Consider the following 19,133-nt stretch of genomic DNA (forward strand, 5'->3'; position numbering starts at 1 on the left):
ACTAGGGCAGAAATAACAAAACCGCTAAAAAGCGGCTAAGTCATTGAAAAATATGGTCGGGACGGAGTGATTCGAACACTCGACCCCTAGCACCCCATACACTTAATACCCGGAAGTCCATGGGTGAACGTACGCTCTGATGGACCGCTTTAACCTAGAATTTACAGAGATTCAGGCTATATTAACGTCTATTGCGATCCACTAATATCCATCGACAGCCAAGTGATTCGGTGGGGCAAAAGTGGGGCAAAATTTCAAGAAGCTGGACAGACATGAGGTCGACAGTGGCAAAACTAACGGTGAAGCAACTGGAGGCACTCACCTCCGCGGATGACGGAAGGACGCTACGCGAAGACGGTGGCCTGACTGCGAAGGTTCGCGCCGGTGTACGCGGAATTACTCTCCTATTTCGCTACGAGTTCAAACTGCACGGAACCAAACGTGATCACCGCTTGGGCAGTTGGCCGAAGAAAACGCTGGCGCAAATTCGTGCCGAGCGTGACGAAATGAGAGTGAGCATCACTAAAGGCATAGACCCCATCACCGCCCGCAAGGCCGCCAGAATCGAAGCCCAGGCTGCCATTGTCGCCACCCTTGCCGAGGCCGAACGCCAGGCAGTAGAGAACAAGACAGTCACTGATCTCTTCGAAGAGTGGATTCGCGACGGCGTATCTCGCCAGGACGGAAACGCTGAACTGCGCCGCAGCTTCACCAAAGACGTGTTACCAGTCATTGGCGATAAGCCGCTGCGCAACCTCACCGAGAAAGATCTGCTCACTGTCCTACGCTTGGTTAAAGCCCGCGGCCTGAACCGCGCCGTTGTGATTCGCAGTAAGGACATCGGCCAGATGCTGCGCTGGGCTGAGAAACGCAAGCCGTGGCGCACCTTAATGGTTGATGGAAATCCGGCCTACTTAATAGACGCTAGCAAACTGCTCGATCACGACTACCAAGAACAACGCGACCGCCTACTCTCTCCTGATGAAATTCGCGAGTTGCGCGACATCTTCGCGAGTTTGGCACACGACTATGACGCCCTACCCGCCGGCAAGAAATACTCTGGTATCCGCCCAGTAAACCAACGCGTGCAATGCGCAGTCTGGATCTGTCTAGGTACCCTATGCCGCATCGGAGAACTGCTCAAGTCTGAATGGAGATATGTGGATCTGGAAAAAGGGACCTGGCTCATTCCCGCCGAATCCACCAAAGGACATATGGGCAGACGCCAGGATCACCACGTGTTTATGTCTTCTTTCGTGCAGACACAATTCAAGCTATTGCAAAGGGAAAGCGGACATACGCCGTACTGCTTCCCTAGCAAAGACGAGAAAAGCCATGTCGATACGAAGACAATTAGCAAATTGATCGGTGACCGGCAGTGCCGATTCAAAAAGCGCAGTAAACCACTAATTGGCCGCCACCATGATGACTCATTGGTACTCAACAAGGGAAGCAAAGGTGAATGGACACCTCACGATTTGCGCCGAACTGGCGCAACTATGATGCAAGAGCTCGGAATAACAATAGAGATAATTGATCGCTGCCAAAATCATGTACTTGGTGGATCAAAGGTTCGTCGACATTATCTTCATCATGATTATGCTAAGGAAAAAACCGAGGCTTGGAGATTACTAGGGGTACGTCTTGAAAAAATTTTAGCAACTATTTTCTAGCAATCAATTGCCTCTGTTCACAAACTAATTAGCACTGCTAGCCGTGCCCGAGTTCAGGCCAGCTGAAAATCCGACTTTTTCAACAGAATCGGCCAAAAACAGGAACTCGATATTGCTGCAAAAAAAGGGGGACTCACTCTTGAGGACTCCCCAGGTGCCCGGTGATCTACCGCCATGACGTCCGCGACTGCTACGACCTGATCGAGTGGCTGAAAAAACTAGTAGCTGAAACCAACAACATCACTACTCTGTCCAGCTGTAGAACACATCAAAAAAACAACGTCAGGCCGACTTGCAGGTTGAGTGCATCTTTGACATCCGGACTGAATGACGGATGTTCGACGTAGCTAAGCCCCGTACGTAAATACGTACCGGCAGCTAGGCGCATGTTGTAAGCAAGCGATGTAGACCTTGAATCGTCAGCGTTCGACACATGGTAATTATCGAGCTTCTTGTTGGCGTTGTCGCTGTAGCTGGTGTAACCGTATTCCAGCGTCACCATATCGAACGGGCGCGAATCCATCGGCCCTTTTGCGAACACGCGGAAGCCGTAATACAGATCAAACAAATTGCGATCTTCCGGTGCCGACATCCAGGTAAAGCCGGCATAAAGACCGCGTGAGGCGATGGCGCTATCGAACTGATAGAACTGGTAGTCACCCAGCACGTAACCCGCGTAATTATTGCCACTACGTTCACTGCTTAAAAACTGGGTGTAGTCCGACGTGTTGTATATGTAACCGGCACGCAACCACGCATACGGGGTGCTTGGGGTCGCGTTGCGCTTGAAGCCAAGCTCATCAATATAAAGCGCGCCGGCATGATCCACGTGCAAATCAAGCTCACCGAGATGGCGGTCGATCTCCGCCCCCATACCGTCAGGACTGATACTGCGTTGCACACCAAACTTGTTGTAGAAGTTACCGACGTTCAGGGTCACATTGGCTGCAGGGCTGGAAATGGGGGCGTGGTTCAAACCGACCTGATAGGGAATGAGCGCCTGCAGACCCTGCGTACCACCTACTAACGTGCCGCCAGTGAACGGGCCGATAAACTCCAGTTCGTTGGGCAACACACCTATCTTGAATTCGACGGTTTTATCCCACAGGCTCTGGTAGTAGGCGATGCGCGTGTAACTAAATTTCGAGGATGGATTCACTTCATCCCAGCTGGAGTAGTAACTGCCAACCCCAAAAATGAACTGGCCATTTTCCAGGCCTACTCGCCCCAGGTCATAGGTAAATCCTGCCACCAGTATCGACGAGTAAGTCGGACGTTCGCCGCTATAGGCTTGCGGATTATGCCGATCGTGATCGAGGTAATTATTGGTAAAATTGGAAATATTCAGGATGTTGAAGCCGATGCCGTGCTCGGCAAGGTCATTGCGCAGTCCACCAGCATCACCGAGGATACTTTCGGACGGCGGTGGCAACTCGGTCAGTTGGCCGTGCTCTACCAATGCATCGATTTTCGCGAACTGCTTTTTTCTCTCGATAATATGGCCAAGCAGTTGACTGTCAGGCAGTGATTTCTGTCCTACCGCCTGCTCAAAAGAGGAAACCGGCAGCTTCAGTTCTGGGGCAACCTGCACGACTAAATCTTGTTTGGTCGTCGTTATTTCAGCGCGAGCATTCAGCGAATGAGCTGCCCATATAGCCAGGGATGCCGCGAGCGTAACGCGTATAAACAAAGGCGCACACTTACGAATTCGGTTCATCCCGATTGAGTTGGGCCGCATACTATTTCCTAATTATTATTTTTTATTCAGAAGATAACGTTATTGCACCGCGCTATGTCACTTTGGCAGCGGTAGAGGTTCATGCTTGTTGCGGCGACTTGGCTGACAGGCAAAGCAAGCCATACGCAAAGACCGGTAGAGCCCGGAAACAGCATTAAGCCCATGGGTAAGAGCCGAATTTATCGAAAACCATACCCAGCACGATGGGGCCGATGATGGCTCCTACTAGCGTGGCCGAAAAGGCGCTGCCGATGACTCGCGCGTAAGCCAGGCGACCAAATCGACGGGCAATGAGATGAATCGGCGCCTTGTTGTTGTCGCGAACAAACACGGCGAGATTGACCAGGGCAATTAGCAGGGCAATCGCCCCACCGATCACAAAAGCCTCACGCCAGCCATGCAGTTCGATGTTCTGCGAAATAAGGTAAGAAAATCCGCCGGTGTCCACCGCGAGGCTCGACGAGGTGATGGCAAAGGCAAGCCTCAGATGTTTGTCGAACCAGCGCTGGGTCAAGAACAGAAAGGCCGGATAACTCGCCAAATTGCTCAAGTCAACACTCAACGCCGTGATCGCGACAAACGTGCCGAAGCGGTCTACTAGGTAGCCGGCCAGCGTCATCGCCAGAGCGCTGCAGATGGTAGCGGTCGAAAGGATGATAGAGAAATCGGTACGGGACCCGCCGAACTCCCCTGCCACCGACTTCAATGAACAAACCCAGCGGAATCAGCAGAATGGCGGGCGGCGCGATACTCATCCCGGGAAAGCATCCGACAAATATTGACCAACGTTTCATTCTTTGTTTCTTTATTATTGTAATGGTGCACGAACTGACACCCGGAGCCTGCTGGTCGTTTGGCGAGCCTTGGAACCGCACGTGCCGGGGTACCCCTCCTCTTTAGCAGGAATGACCTCCCGCAACTGGGACATAACGCTTCACATGGGTGATTCCGGCCACATCAGGCCCCAAATCAAATGGAAAACTCGGCGGCAGTTGAGTTATCAATTTGGGTGAGAACTGTTGTCGTTTGAACCTGGAACCCGGTTCTGAGTTTTTTCGAGCCTACGTCTACACGCCAACAATATCAACAGCAGTTGACGTAAGGTAGCGAATGGTCATGGCTCGACTAAACTGGTGAGATCCAGAATGGCTGCCTAGAAAGCAATTTGGCTTTCATTCATCTTGAAGAGTCTTTCCCGTCGTTCCCCATCCTGGGCTAACTGGAAGCCGACGATGAATTTCAGATGCCAACTGATAGTTCTGCTGGTCACCACGAGCACGCTCGGTTGCACCACTTCAAACCCTGTAGTGACCCTTCCTCTGGCAGCCACCACACGGAACGCCGGCCAAATTGCCAATACAACGCTGGTAAGCCAAGGTACTCAAACCGGCTTCACTTTCTTCATCGGTGGTGTACCAGATGGAGCCTCCCTGCCGTTGCGTCTTTATACCTTCATCTATAGCGGTAGCTGCCAGCAACCTGGGCCAGTCGCATACGCAATGAATGATCGGATCGATACTGAACGCATGGCAAGAGCGCGCGCTTGGACTTACTCAAGAAACGCACCTATCACAATGCCAGACCTGCTTTCGGGCAAATACTCTATCGTCGTGCGAACAACACCCGCCGATGGCAATGCCGATATTTTCTGCGGAGATATCAAGCAAGCGTCGATGTGAATTAGTCGAGACCATTTCGATCCAGCCTCGACGTCACGCCCTACGCTACCCCACCCGCACCAGATTGATGGCAGGGCGTTTTCGCCCGTGCGTAGCGATTGACGATGCGCCGATTATTCATATATATAATTGCTACTATTTATCCATATATTCCTACCCTGCCAACACCGCCCCGTAAACCTAATAGGAATTACCCATGGAGCTCATCGAAACACTGGTGGCCGAACGTGAGATCCGCCACCTGATCGCACGCTACGCACAAACGGCTGATGACTCGGACATTGCGTGTTTTGCGGCTCTGTTTACCAGCGACGGCGTACTGGCTCTGCCTACTAAGCGCTGCGTAGGCCATGCCGAAATCGAGCAATGGTTGCTGGCAACTTTGAAACCCGGAAAGACTCGCCATCTATTTATGAATCCGCTCATCGAAGTCACTTCTCCAGGTCAAGCCTCCGGCAGTATGGACATGCTGGCTCTCCGCGCCACCGATGAACGTTGGTTACTGGCTGCCACATTGCGATATACCGATCGCTATGTGCATACCGAGCAAGGCTGGAAGTTTTCCGAGCGAAAGCTTCAACCCATGATGCCCTGAGTGATTCATTGCAGCGACATCAACCCTTTCTGGAGCCCAAATGAACTACATCAAACTCGGCAACACCGGTCTTGAAGTCTCACCTCTGGCTTTGGGTTGCATGACTTACGGGGCACCTGATCGCGGAGCTCAATCCTGGACTCTGGACGAAGAAACAAGTCGACCATTGATAAGGCTGGCAGTAGAAAGCGGTATAAATTTTTTCGACACTGCCAATGTCTATTCCGATGGCCACTCTGAAGAAATTCTCGGCCGTGCACTGCGCGATTTCGCTCAACGCGATGAGGTGGTAATTGCCACCAAAGTCTATTTCAACTCACGGCACGCACCCAATGCCAGGGGCCTGTCGCGCAAAGCTATTTTCAATGAAATAGACAATAGCCTGAAGCGTCTTGGCACCGACTACATCGACCTGTACCAGATCCATCGGTGGGACTACAACACGCCCATCGAGGAAACCCTGGAAGCCCTCCACGACCTCGTCAAAGCGGGCAAGGTTTTGCATCTCGGCGCCTCGTCCATGTACGCCTGGCAATTTTCCAAAGCCATTTACACCTCGCAACGCCACGGCTGGACTCCATTCGTGTCAATGCAGAACCAGCTGAACCTCATCAGCCGCGAAGAAGAGCGAGAAATGATCCCCTTCTGTCGTGATGCGGGCATCGCAGTAATTCCCTGGAGTCCGCTGGCACGCGGCCGACTGACGCGAGATTGGGACCAAAGCAGCGAACGAGCGCGAGCCGATGACGTTGGAAAGACCTATTACACCCAACGAACTGCCGAATCTGATCGTGAGGTTGTAGGAACAGTGGCAGCCATCGCAGCCGAAAGGGGTGTAACGCGGGCTCAGGTCGCGTTGGCCTGGGTCAGGCAGAGCGCTGGTATTACCGCGCCATTGATCGGCGTCTCGAAGCCCCATCATCTGACCGATGCCATCGCCGCACTGCGCTTGCAATTGACCCCTGAAGAAAGGCAGCGTCTGGAAGCACCGTACGTTCCACATGCAATTGCTGGCTTCAACTGATCAGAGAGTTGTTTACTTAAAGCAAACCTTTCTGCCAATAGCCCCAGGTTGACGCCATGAAGATCCATCAGCTTCGCGCATTATTGGCCATCTGTGAAAGTGGCAGCATCCTGGAAGCGTCCAGAACCCTGCACCTCTCCCAGCCTTCACTGTCACGCGGCATCAAGGAACTCGAGGCGGAGCTGGGCGTTAGCTTGTTGGTGCGTTCAAATCGCGGCATCACACTCACACAGTACGGTGAGCACCTAGTCACTCGGGCACGGCTGATTGTCGAGGAAGTTCGCCGCGCGAAACAAGAGATAGACACGCTCAAGGGTGCCATGGATGGCAGCGTGATCTTTGGAGTATCACCAGTCACCCCGAGCACAAGGTTCGTCGATTGCGTAGCTAGATTCCGTCAACGCCATCCTCAAGTCCGTTTGCAGATCGAAGAATTACGCCCGACTAAATTGCTCGAAGGACTGCGTGAAGGGAGATTGGATCTGATACTGACATCGCATTCAAACACACGCACTCTGGAAGGTTTCGAATCTGTGAAGTTGTATCAGGAGCCGGGCGTCCTGGCCGTTCGCAAAGATCACCCCAAAAGCAAATTGCGTGCACTACACGACATCCGCAAGCTGGACTGGATATTGCCCGATCGCATTGAAGACTCGCCGGTGTCCACGATGTTCGCCGATCAACAACTGCTGCCACCGGACAACCTGATGACCTGCTCTTCACTGGTCATGTACCTGGAGTTGGCAATGCGTACAGACGCGGTCAGCTTCTGGTCCAAGCGCGGGATGGCATTGGGTGACCTACGCAACCACCTACAGGTTTTGCAGCTGATTGAACCAGTCCCATCGTTTACCTTCTCCATGGTCAGTCGAGAAATGGGACTGCTTACTAGGGAAGCAGCCGCCTTGGCGGAAGATATCATCTATGAGTTCCATGGCACCCGCTGTGCCATTGAGCAACACCAGCCCACTGACGAAATGCTGGTCCGCTGAACGCGTTCTAACTTCGCTATGCAAAAAACCTATACCCATACGTATTGACGATTATTCCACGACGCCACAGCTTGGCATGCTGCGAATCACCCGCCTTACTCAACGGAGATTCACGCATGACCGCGCAGCCCCTTGGACTCATTCCTGAAATCGAAGCAATGCAAAGCGATTTCGCTTCTATTCGCCAGCACATTCATCAATACCCTGAGCTGGGGTTCGAGGAACGCGAGACCAGCAAACTGGTGGCTACGTACCTCCGCCAATGGGGCTACCAAGTCCAGGAAGGCGTTGGCGGAACTGGTGTTGTCGGCGTTCTGCAGACCGGGGAAGGACCGCGCGCCATTGGTTTGCGTGCCGATATGGATGCCCTTCCCATCGAGGAAGACAACGCATTGCTCTATCAGAGCAAACACATCGGCAAGATGCATGCCTGCGGGCATGACGGGCATACGGCGATGCTGCTGTGCGCCGCCCGTTATCTGGCCGAACATCAAAACTTCAACGGAACGCTTAACCTGATATTTCAACCCGCGGAGGAAACTCTTAGCGGTGCGGTACGTATGATTGAGGACGGTCTTTTCGAACGCTTTCCCTGCGATGCCGTGTATGCACTGCACAATGCCCCCGGCTTGCCCGTGGGTTGCTTCTCCGCTCGCAGTGGTACGCTGGGCGCCTCGTCAGACCAGGCGGTCATCCGTCTGATCGGCCAAGGTGGTCATGGTGCAATGCCTCACCTGGCGAAAGACCCGATCATTGCGGCCGCCGAAATGGTGCTGGCCTTGCAAACCATCGTGTCACGCAGCATTGCTGCAACGGACGCCGCAGTTATTACAGTCGGTGCCCTGAATGCCGGCGATGCACCGAATGTCATTCCCGCCCACGCCACACTAAAACTCAGCATCCGAGCGGTCGACCCACAAGTACGTGCTCAATTGAAGCAACGTATCAGTGAAGTTGCTCAAGGTGTGGCAATGATCCATGGCATGGATCTGGAAATGGATTATCGCCCGCTGGTTTCTTGCCTTAACAACAGTGAGCAGGAAACCCTTTTGGCGCAAAAGGTCATCACCGCGTTGGTGGGAGAGAAAAATCTCATCACCCACTCAGGTAACCGCAGCTTCGGCAGCGAAGATTTTGCCTGGATGCTCGAGCACAAGCCCGGCTGCTACGTTGCGATCGGTAACGGCGACGGTGCTGCCACCGGCTGTCAGGTGCATGGCTTGCACAATCCTGGTTATGACTTCAACGATCAGATCATCGCTTATGGCGCCAGCTACTGGGCCCGCTTGGTACAGACCTACCTGGTTTGATACTCGACTCTGTGCAGTCGCCAGGAGGCGATCAACATGACTCAATATCTTAAAAAACGTCAAATCATCGTCGCACTGCTGATGGTAGTAATGATCATCAGTGCATTGGATAAAACTATCTTTGCCTTCGCGGGCGTGCAAATCATCGATGAACTGCACCTGACGCCCGGACAGTACGGCATGGTAGGCAGTGCTTTTTTCCTACTGTATTCCTTGAGCGGAATCATGGTGGGATTCTTGGCCAATCGCATTCAGACGCGCTGGATCCTGATCGGCATGTCAGTCGTCTGGATGGCCGCACAAGCAATGGTTACATTCAGCAGTCAACTGGCTACCCTGATTGCCAGTCGGGTGCTACTTGGCGCTGGCACCGGACCCGCAACAGCAGTCACCCAGCACGCGGCATTCAAATGGTACGAACCCTGCGAACGGATGCTTCCCTCCTCGCTAATCTACACTTCGATCATGATCGGCAGCCTGATCGGTGCGTTGATATTGCCTTTTGCCATCGAGCAATTGGGATGGCGCGCGGCCTACCTGGTACTTGCTGCTGCAGGGTTTCTGTGGATGCTGTTATGGCTGACTTTTGGCTGCGAAGGCAACCAGCACAGCGAGACTGAGAGCGCTGCGCCTGACAACCAGAGGGTTTTCTATCGGCGGCTATTGCTGAATCGCACATTCATCTGCCTGACTCTGCTGGCGTTCTTCTGCTACACCCCTGCCGCCCTCGGCTTTAGCTGGACGATCGTTTACCTGAAAAAGGGGATGGGACTTCAGACCCAGGCACTCAGTGCCTATCTTTTGAGCATGACGACAATGGCCATCGTTTGCGGGCTAATCGTTCCAGCGCTGGCTCAGCGTGCCTATAAACGAGGTGCCAGCTTGTTCCGCGCACTGGTTGTGCCACCGTTGCTCTGCTGTGCCTGCGGTGGTGCGATGTTGGCCGCGATAGCGATGAGCGATCAATCTGCTGTGAAGTTGACCCTGATGTTTCTGGCAACCGCTTTGTTAGCGACACTGCCAAGCTTTAGCATGACTCTGATTGCGTATTTCACGCCGACACCGCAAAGGGGATCATTGCTGGCCATCCACAATGCCGTGCAAACGTCAGCAGGCATCGCAACGCCTGCACTCGTCGGACAATTGATTGCATTGAATGGCAATGACATCGCCCATGGATTCGAAGTAGCAATCGCAAGCTTTGGGATCTGTACGCTAGGCGTCGCACTACTGGGGTTCGTTGGAATCAAACCCGAGTTGACTCTTCAACAGATGCACGTTTCCGAAGGCGAAACCAGGCAGGTATCGGCTGCTCTTGGGCAACTTACCCCCTCGTCTGGAAAGAGTTGATCATTCCAGGTTAAAGGTTGACTGGCGCCGTTGGCCACCCGCCGGCGCCACACAATATGATCAGTAGCTCGCCGCGAGCTGATGCACCTGTTGACCAATATTGCGCCCTTCCATCAATGAGTTGATGGCTTCATGCAGGTTTTCCATGCCCTGAACCACGTCGCAGGGTTGAAAGAGCCTGCCTTCACGATACCACTGCCCGACCTGGGCCATGAACGCAGGCAGTCTGTGGTAGTGCGTATGAGCCAGGAAACCACGTACCTCAAGCTGTCGTGTAACCACGGTCATGAGATTGGCCCCTGGCACTTCGCCTGAACCGCTGTACTGCGCGACCTGGCCACACATCGCCACGCGACCGAAATCGCGCAGTAACGCGAACGCCGCCTGCTGGACAGAACCGCCCACATTCTCGAAATAGCTGTTCACGCCTTGTGGGCATGCCTCTGTCAGGCGTTCGGTAAAGTCGACAGCCTGATAGTCCACACAGTCATCGAAACCGAAGTGCTCGCGGACGTATTGGCACTTCATCGCACCGCCGGCAATGCCCACGACCCGCGCGCCCATGGCTTTGGCAAACTGGCCTGCGGCGCTGCCTACAGCTCCTGCTGCGGCAGAAATCAACACGGTCTCGCCGGGAGCCGGCCGGCAAATATCGGTGATACCCAGCCAGGCAGTAAACCCGGTAATGCCCAGGATGCCCAAGTAGTGTATCGGCTCCGGAACGTCTGACTCCAGCACTTGAAGCCCGACACAACGGTTCGGATCGATGCGCTGGTAGCGCTGGCGCGTCCCCCCAAACAACCGTACCAGCGCACCTTCGATGTACTGATCTGAATGACTTCTGACAATCCGACCGATACTGGCGGAAGCCGGTAAACGATCCCCCGGTTTCACAGTGAAAACATACCCGCTGGCACTGTCCAACATACCGCGGCTACCGGCATCGATGGTCTGATAGAGGATTTCAACCAGGATTTGTCCAGGGCGCAGCTCTGGCATCGGTTCAGTGACCAGTTCAAATATATCTGCTGGTAATACGCCGGGTTCCGGAACGCGGTTAAGACGAATGATGCTGTTGTCTGGCATCAATGATTCCGGCATGAACTATCTCCTTCCAGGGGTTACCAGTCGCTGACCTTCAAGTAGTCGCCTTAGCCTGTACTTCCCCGGATTGTTTGTCACCAGGTTGCATTGCGAACCCAGGGGAACCTCTCCTAGGCAAGGCCAGACACACCAATAGGCAGGCCATGCTCAACAGGGTGATGATGCCAAATACCGTGGTGTAGGCTTGTTCATTCGGGAAGGTACCGGGATGCTCGCTGCTGGTGATGGAGTAAGCGCCAAAAATGAAAGCAACCATCTGGGCGCCCACTGCCATGAAAGTAGTACGGATCACCTGGGTCAAACCGGTGATTTCACTGATCCGCTGAGCCGGTGCCACTTCCACTATCAGGTTCGGGATAGCGCTGAAGGCAATGGCTGCACCGATACCGTTGGCCATCACCGCCAGTACTACAAACCAGATGGTGCTGTGGTGAATGGTCAATGCCGCCCAACCGCTGATCATAAAGCACATTGCATAGAGCATGGCCCGCCGCGCGCCATGACGACCAGAGATGTAACCGCCCCACGGGGAGGCAACGATCGCGACTAGAGATGAAGGCAGTTTGATCATGGCTGCCATGGTTGCCGCCACTCCGAGGCCCACACCTGTCCAGGTCGGCTGTTGCAGCAGTGTGAACAACACTTGCGCAAACTGCATGGCGCCGAGTGAAATCAACACATAACACAAGTTGGTCAGGGCGATCTGGCGATTACGGAACAGCCGCACGTCAATGAGTGGCGTGGGATGCCGCCACTCATACACCCCCCAACACAGCAACAAGACCAGGCTGCAGCCACCCAGGCCCAGGGTACGCGAATCAGCCCAGCCCCAGGCAGGTGCCTTGGTTAGCGCGAACAGCAGTCCCGCCACTGCGGGTGCGAACATCACTCCACCCAGGATGTCCAAGTGTTCACCCTGTGGCTTGCGCGGTGAAGGTGGCAGCAACAAACTCACCAGGATCAATCCGATCACTGCAGCGATAGTACTGATATAAAAAATCCAGTGCCAGGTCAGGTAGTCGATGGCCAAGCCACCCACCACAAAACCCACGCCGGCTGCAGTAGACATGGTCCCGGCCACAATACCGATACCCAACGGCACCTTGTCCTGAGGCAAATTCTCGCGAACCAGGCCAAAGCACAGCGGGGTCACAGCAGCTGCAACACCCTGCACTGCCCTCCCCAGCACGATTATCTCCAAACTATCGGCCAGCGCACTGATCAACGAACCAACCGCCGCAAGTACCAGCATCGCAATCAAAACACGGCTTCGCCCGTAAATGTCACCGATTCGACCGCAAATGGCCGCGGCTGCTGCTGCCATCAGCAGATAGGCCGTGATGACCCAGCCCACCAGAGCTGGGTCGTTGAATAGTTTGTAAAACGTCGGCAGTGCAGCAAAGGCCATGCTGACTTCAAAGGCCGAAGCAATTTCAGCCAACATCAGCGCAGCAATTACGCTCTTCCAGCCTCGATTAGGTTGTGCGCTCATCGTCACTACTCCTCAGCCCCGCAAGACCAGCGGTTGTTTTTGCAGCTCGCCACCAACCTCGGCGGGCGATTCGATGCGCTCCAGGCGCGTCACATGCGCCATCCCTTCAGCAACTTGCGGTTGACGTAGTTCCTTCCCGACATCACGCAGCAGGAAATACGACAGCGCAGGTATCAAAGTCAGCGCACCGAGCATGTTCCACAGGAACATAAAGGTCAGCAGGATCCCCATGTCTGCCTGGAACTTGATCGGCGACCACGCCCAGGTGATAACACCTGCCGCCATGGTCACCCCGATCAACGCCACGACACGGCCAGTGAAATTCAGGGCCAGACCGTAGGCTTCGGTCAACGGCACACCACGGCGTTGGGCGGCCAATTGCACACTGAGCAAGTAGAGCGCGTAGTCCACACCGACCCCGACCCCCAAGGCGATAACCGGCAGAGTCGCTACCTTGACGCCGATACCAAGCATCACCATCAGCGCTTCACACAGGAACGAGGTGATCACTAGAGGAACCATTGCCACGATTACGGCCCGCCAGCTGCGGAAAGTGATCAGGCACAACACTACAACGGCGGCATAGAGCAGACCGAGGATTCGGTAATTCGCTTGTTTGACCACAATGTTGGTGGCAGCCTCGATACCCGCCGGACCGGCTGCGAGCAAGAACTGACGATCGACAGTGTTGTGCTTGGCGGCAAAGGCCTCGGTGGTTTTGACCACGGCGTCGAGCGTATCGGCACTGTGATCCTTGAGATAGGCAATCACGGGCGCGACACTGCCGTTGGGATTCATCAGCTCGGGATTACCCACCAGCAGGTTCTGCGTGACGTTGCCAAATGTCTGCTCGTTACGCGGTATGGTCCCCCACTTTGGATTGCCTTCGAATGAGCTCGAAGCCACCCGGCGAATACCACCGGCCACCGACGAAGTCATCAGCACTTGCGGCAGTTGATCCAATTCCCAGGCCAGGCGGTCTTGCTCTACCAGCGAATCATATCGACGCATGCCATCTTTGCTGGTCTTGACGATCACCGCAAACTGGTCGCTGGAGAGCCCATAGTGCTCATTGACATAGGCCACGTCGCGGTTGTAGCGCGAGTCCGGGCGCAATTCCGGCGCTCCGGGGTCGAGGTCGCCCATTTTCAGGCTGGTCAAACTGACCGCGGCTGCCGCACCGCCTACAACGACAGCACCGATCACCAGCGGCAGCGCAAAACGACGTTCTGTACAACGCAGCAATAGTCCAAAGGCGCCAGCCCTACCGTCACCGCGCTCTCGCAGGCTACGCAAGGCAGCTTTTTCGCTGACCCCGGTGTAAGAGAGCGCCACTGGAATAAAGAACAACTTGGTAAAGATCAGCACCATGACACCCAAGCTGGTGGTCATGGCCAAATCGCGAATTACCGGGATATCGATGATCATCAACACCGCAAAACCCACCACGTTGGTAATCAACGCCGTTAGTCCGGCAAGAAACAAACGTCGAAAGGTATAGCGGGCAGCAACGTACTTATGTGTACCGCGGCCAACATCCTGCATGATGCCATTCATTTTCTGCGCGCCATGGGACAAGCCGATGGCGAAGATGAGGAACGGTACCAGAATGGAATAGGGGTTGAGGTCGTAACCCAGCAATTGCAGCAAGCCCAGTAGCCAGACCACCCCAATGGCGGCGGTCCCCACCAGTAATAGAGTACTGCGCAAGTCTCGGGTATAGAGGTAAATGACCAGGGTCGCAATCGCTGCCGAGACAGCAAAGAAGAACATCACCTGAACCAACCCATCGATCAAATCGCCGACCAGCTTGGCAAAGCCGATGATATGGATCTTGTAAGGACCACCCTGCCCCACCTGGGCAACTTGCTGCTCGACATTAGCGGCGTACTGGAACTTGTCGCGTACCTCCTTTTCCAGCAATGTCGACAAAACACGGTAATCCAGCGGTGCACCTGTCTCAGGCAATGCGTCGAGAAGTGGCACGAAGATCATACTGGACTTGTAGTCCTTCCCCACCAGATTACCGCGCAAGCCAGCTCGCATCACGTTCTGCTTGAATGTCTCCAACGCCTTCGGCGAAGCGTCGTAGTTGAACGGCATCACGGGCCCACCGCTAAAGCCTTCTTCGGTGACTTCGGTCCAGCGCACGATCGGTGTCCACAACGAGCGGATGAAGGCGCGGTCCACCCCAGGCGTGAGGAAAAGCTTATCGTTGATCTGCCGCACTACTTCCAGATACTGCTTGCCAAAAATATCGCCTTGTTCAGTCTGCACGACGATACGCAGGGAATTACCCAGTCCCTTGAGTTCGGATTTATTGGCGAAATAGTTTTGGATGTAAGGATGCGACTGCGGAATCATGTCATCGAAACGCGCTTGTACAGCCAGGCGCGTGGCGTGAAAGCCCAGCACCACCGTCACGGCCGCGACCAGCAGGATCACCCAGATTCTATGGTTGAATATCAGCCGCTCCAACCGGTTGCCGGAGTGTTGGTCGAAGTCCTTGAGTTCACGCACCACAGGCAGGCGCAGTTCTTCGGTGTTGACAGCCATGATTGCTCCAATTCAGTCAGACGGGGTGGTTCAGCTGCCGGATGCCGGTAAAGGCTGGACCTGGACTCCGTTACTACCAACCAATGCCACTCGACGAGCGTCGAGGGCTTCGATGCCGGCTAACGGCGCGCCGCCCAAAAGCGGTACAGCGAAAAAACGGTCGGCGCTTGGAGATGCAATCAACAACTGCCCTCCTTGACTGACCAGGGCAATGCGTCCGTCCGCAAGCACAGCGCCACCGGTCAGCGCGTTGCTTACCCCCGTGTCGACCCTGTGCCAGCTACGACCTTGGTCAAGGCTGCGGTAGACCGTGCCACGTAATCCATAGGCAAGAACGACATGGTCGTTGCCGACCACGCCGAAGAACGTTCCTTTGTAGCCGGTACTGCTGGGAACGAATCGCCCACCTTCGCGACGGAACACAGTTCCGCGCTCGGAAGCGATATAGAGGTGATCTGCTATTTGAGCTATTGCCCCCAAATGCAGACTGTCCGGGTTGTCGACTTGTTCGAGCACCGGGATCCAGTTCACTCCGCCGTCATTGGTGTGCATGATCAAGTTGAAGGCGCCAACGACATAGCCCTGTTGGTCATTTTCGAACCACACATCGAGCCACGGCTGCTCGGGGCCTGTGCCGTAGTTGAGTTGGGTCTGATCAACCAGGCTCTGGTACATCGGTTTATCGTCTGCAGTGGCCTGGTCAAGACGCTGCTGGTAATAACTGGCCATGCCTTTGCCGGTGCTGATGCCGTCTTGTTGCTTAACCCAACTTTGACCGCCGTCGTCACTGTGCAGAATGACCCCGCCATGCCCTACTGCCCAACCGTGCAGCGGGCTAGGAAAACTCACTGCTGTCAAGTCAACGCCAACTGGTACCTTGGCTTGTTGCCAAGTGTTGCCTTGATCATCGGAATACAAAATGTGCCCGCGCCAACCAACTGCTACTAGGCGTTGGCCGGCATGGGCGATGTCGACTAACTGAGTCGAGGCCGCCATCTTGCTCATTAAGGCCGGTACTTCGAGGGGATCGACAGAAACCGGATCTGCTGCGAATGGCATATGAACAATCAACAACGTAGACCAGGCAATACACCAACCCATCCATTGTTTCTTCATGTCGAATTCACCTCTACCGCTTTTATTCTTATCGTGCCGGGTGATCCAGCCGCTATCACGTGCGGGGCCGGCCAGGCCGACCCCTATTACTGTGGTGCGCTATACAACAGCTCAGAAGGAAGTCTTGAGGGTCAGGGTTACTCGACCACGGTCGGTGGTCTGCCAGGCACCGGCACCGGTGTAAGCCGTACCATTGCGCACGATGTCTGCCGAGGAGTCTGCCCAAACTAGCGATGCCGTAACTGCCCTGCGGATATCAGCCTCGATGCCCGCCGAATAGGTGTACAGCCCCTCGTTGGTACCACCAAAGTCCGCCGTGTTACCGTTCAGACCACCACCCAGGGTCAACGGAATACCCAGATCGACACCCGGGAACGCTTGCAGGTACTGAGGTTTAACCGAGATGTTGAAACCTACCGCATCGCGAGTTGCGCAACCTGCCTTCTTGCCCAACGGACAGCCCACGGTATTTTCACCGTTGAACAGGTTTTCATTGTCAGTCACCTTGTCCAGATAGTCATAGGTCAACTCCGCAGTAAACGTACCGGTGTCCCAAAGTGGCGTGTTTGGCAAAGAAACAATGGTATTGACCAAGGCATGCCAAGTATTGCCTCGCGCACCCTCGTTACCGGAGGACAAGCCGACAGAGCTAAGGCCCGCGTTACGCCGGGTCATGATTTCTGCACCTACTGCATAGCTACCGATGGTCGTGTCCATACTCACGCCGATCAGCTTGGTGTCGCGGGGGAAAACCGCACGTAGATGGGTCGGCGCAGTCGGATCACGCATTACCCAGAAACCGTTCTTCTCATCGAACTCACGATAGTAGAGACCAAACGTGGTGGCGTTGAGCTCCGGAATGGTCCATTTCGTAGCCACACCCCAGTTACCGCTTTTCCTGTTCGGTTCAAGCGGATCCTCTACCCGGAAGTTGGCAGTAGGACCTACGCCACCGAGACGATCGGGACCATCAAGCAGGAAGTCTGCCGAGCCCAGATAAGTGCCGCCTTCTGGAACGCGAATATGGTCCCAGTCCAGGTAGTACTGACCGGCGAATGAAACGTTGTCCGTGATCTGGCTCTGGAATGACACCTGATTGAGAGGCAGGAAGGTTTCACGCGTCTCGGTACCTGGGGTTGCTGCGCTCTTTTTCGCATCGATTGGGTGCTGACTGTATGCGATACCGCCCTGGGAGAACAAAGATGTACCCCAGTACACCACGTGGCGCCCGTACTTGATGTTGATCGGCCGATCGGCGACGGTCAGGTTGGTATAGACGAAGGCGTCCAGGAGCTCGCCGGAGAACCCATTGTAGTAACGCTTCGTGTACGACGAATACTTGTTGTTGTCGTAACTCGAAACACCGGGGAGGTTCGGATTGCTCTTGACGTCATCATCATCGTAGGCCTGGTCATACCAGGCAGTACCCGATGTGCGAAGGCCAAACTGATTCTGCCAATCCAGCTCAAGCTCGGACAAAAGGTCGATACGGTTTGTGACGACATCACCCTTGTCGAACTTGAAATCGCCATCGTCGGCAGTCGCAGTGTTAGCAATTCGCCGATCACGCCCGTCGACCCGGTAACCCAGGTTGTAGCGCAACGTATTGTCGAAACGTGCACTCAGGCCATCAATACCCGTGTTGATATCCATGGCTTGCGCTGGCACCACCATCCCCACCGCAAGCACAACGCCGGCGGTCTGAAACGCGTCACGGTAGCCTCTGCCGAATAAGGCTGGCAGCTTGCTTAAACTCATTTGAACCTCCAAACACTTTTGTTGATGTTGTTATGCGGAGTGTTTTTTTCTCGTCGAGCTCTTGCGAATCAGGTCAGGTCCCTCCCGCCCTATCGTGTTAATCATCCTAATCCTATAAATGATTATGCGTCAACGCGAGGAGTCGCTTTTTTGCTTTGCACGCTTTTGCAGCAGGGATTACTTGTCAGCCCTCCCCAACGGAAGAGGGCGACCTAGACAGGTGCAGGCAGGAAATAAATACGGGCGAAGGGAAAACCGGAGCTCGGATACCCGTGAAATTGTGGTTTTTGGGGAGGGGCTACTGCGCAGCAGGCCGGAACCTGGCTATAGATCGATGCTTACCTTCTCGCCAATGCATCACCCATCGTCTCGACAATTCACTAGCTCGAGGATTCAGTTGCTCGACTAGGGCCAAGCTTTCCCGAGCAGGCATGCCGTCGCGGGCTCGACATTCAATGGCAGTACTGACGCCAATCTAGCCGGCCAACTCTAAAATTTCAGATCCATACCTCCACCATGTGAGGTAGGAATGATCTGCACCCCATTGTTCGTTCGGTCGCAAAAAATCGCGAACCAGATAAACAGCAATCATCTATAGACATAGACGCAGCCCTGCCTCCCCCTCCTGTCCAGATTTATTCATTTTTTTTCATTCCCCTCTTTTTCACCCAACAGAGCGTACTCGGCCGCAGCTCAAGTACTGCAAGGGCTGAAGGGAAATAGCAGAAAAAAACCAGCGGGAAAGA

14 protein-coding genes are annotated in these 19,133 nt (G+C 54.5%); 7 read left to right on the plus strand and 7 right to left on the minus strand.

All coding sequences use genetic code 11. The annotated features are described in order from the left end of the window. The first annotated feature begins 284 nt into the window (after positions 1-284). The gene (locus GPL81_RS20240) at positions 285-1,673 is read left to right on the plus strand and encodes a tyrosine-type recombinase/integrase (protein ID WP_160108151.1); all 1,389 of its coding nucleotides are present in this window, start codon (positions 285-287) and stop codon (positions 1,671-1,673) included. 268 nt (positions 1,674-1,941) lie between these two features. Here the strand turns inward: GPL81_RS20240 and GPL81_RS20245 are convergent, their stop codons facing one another. Beyond that, entirely contained in the window at positions 1,942-3,411 is a 1,470-nt protein-coding gene (locus GPL81_RS20245) for a carbohydrate porin (protein ID WP_160108152.1), read from the minus strand. 154 nt (positions 3,412-3,565) lie between these two features. Continuing rightward, positions 3,566-4,117 carry an MFS transporter gene (locus tag GPL81_RS20250; protein WP_218585660.1) on the minus strand — a complete coding sequence of 184 codons (552 nt, stop codon included), beginning with the start codon at positions 4,115-4,117 and terminating at the stop codon, positions 3,566-3,568. Positions 4,118-4,643: 526 nt separating this feature from the next. Here GPL81_RS20250 and GPL81_RS20255 point away from each other — a divergent pair. The 6 genes from GPL81_RS20255 (at position 4,644) to GPL81_RS20280 (ending at position 10,361) form a co-directional block, all read left to right on the plus strand. Further along, positions 4,644-5,090, plus strand: coding sequence for a hypothetical protein (locus GPL81_RS20255; protein ID WP_160108153.1), 447 nt, complete (start codon positions 4,644-4,646; stop codon positions 5,088-5,090). Between the two features lie 196 nt (positions 5,091-5,286). After that, positions 5,287-5,685 carry a nuclear transport factor 2 family protein gene (locus GPL81_RS20260; protein ID WP_160108154.1) on the plus strand — a complete coding sequence of 133 codons (399 nt, stop codon included), beginning with the start codon at positions 5,287-5,289 and terminating at the stop codon, positions 5,683-5,685. Positions 5,686-5,725: 40 nt separating this feature from the next. After that, complete coding sequence (locus GPL81_RS20265; protein WP_160108155.1) at positions 5,726-6,709, plus strand: aldo/keto reductase; 984 nt, start codon at positions 5,726-5,728, stop codon at positions 6,707-6,709. Between the two features lie 56 nt (positions 6,710-6,765). Then, on the plus strand, positions 6,766-7,701 hold the full coding sequence (locus GPL81_RS20270; RefSeq protein ID WP_160108156.1) for a LysR family transcriptional regulator: 936 nt from the start codon (positions 6,766-6,768) through the stop codon (positions 7,699-7,701). A gap of 116 nt (positions 7,702-7,817) precedes the next feature. After that, the gene (locus GPL81_RS20275; RefSeq protein WP_160108157.1) at positions 7,818-9,011 is read left to right on the plus strand and encodes a M20 aminoacylase family protein; all 1,194 of its coding nucleotides are present in this window, start codon (positions 7,818-7,820) and stop codon (positions 9,009-9,011) included. 36 nt (positions 9,012-9,047) lie between these two features. Further along, complete coding sequence (locus GPL81_RS20280; RefSeq protein ID WP_160108158.1) at positions 9,048-10,361, plus strand: MFS transporter; 1,314 nt, start codon at positions 9,048-9,050, stop codon at positions 10,359-10,361. Positions 10,362-10,421: 60 nt separating this feature from the next. Here GPL81_RS20280 and GPL81_RS20285 read toward each other — a convergent pair whose 3' ends face one another. The 5 genes from GPL81_RS20285 to GPL81_RS20305 all read right to left on the minus strand — a co-directional run bounded on the left by GPL81_RS20285 (position 10,422) and on the right by GPL81_RS20305 (position 18,387). After that, positions 10,422-11,462, minus strand: coding sequence for an MDR family NADP-dependent oxidoreductase (locus GPL81_RS20285; RefSeq protein WP_160108159.1), 1,041 nt, complete (start codon positions 11,460-11,462; stop codon positions 10,422-10,424). A 37-nt stretch (positions 11,463-11,499) separates the two neighbouring features. Then, positions 11,500-12,957 carry an MFS transporter gene (locus tag GPL81_RS20290; protein WP_160108160.1) on the minus strand — a complete coding sequence of 486 codons (1,458 nt, stop codon included), beginning with the start codon at positions 12,955-12,957 and terminating at the stop codon, positions 11,500-11,502. Between the two features lie 12 nt (positions 12,958-12,969). Further along, on the minus strand, positions 12,970-15,513 hold the full coding sequence (locus GPL81_RS20295) for an efflux RND transporter permease subunit (protein ID WP_160108161.1): 2,544 nt from the start codon (positions 15,511-15,513) through the stop codon (positions 12,970-12,972). Positions 15,514-15,543: 30 nt separating this feature from the next. Next, positions 15,544-16,629, minus strand: coding sequence for a YCF48-related protein (locus GPL81_RS20300; protein ID WP_160108162.1), 1,086 nt, complete (start codon positions 16,627-16,629; stop codon positions 15,544-15,546). A 111-nt stretch (positions 16,630-16,740) separates the two neighbouring features. Beyond that, on the minus strand, positions 16,741-18,387 hold the full coding sequence (locus tag GPL81_RS20305; protein WP_160108163.1) for a DUF1302 domain-containing protein: 1,647 nt from the start codon (positions 18,385-18,387) through the stop codon (positions 16,741-16,743). Positions 18,388-19,133 lie beyond the last annotated feature (746 nt).

The sequence above is a fragment of the Pseudomonas izuensis genome (assembly GCF_009861505.1).
Classification (GTDB): Bacteria; Pseudomonadota; Gammaproteobacteria; order Pseudomonadales; family Pseudomonadaceae; genus Aquipseudomonas; species Aquipseudomonas izuensis.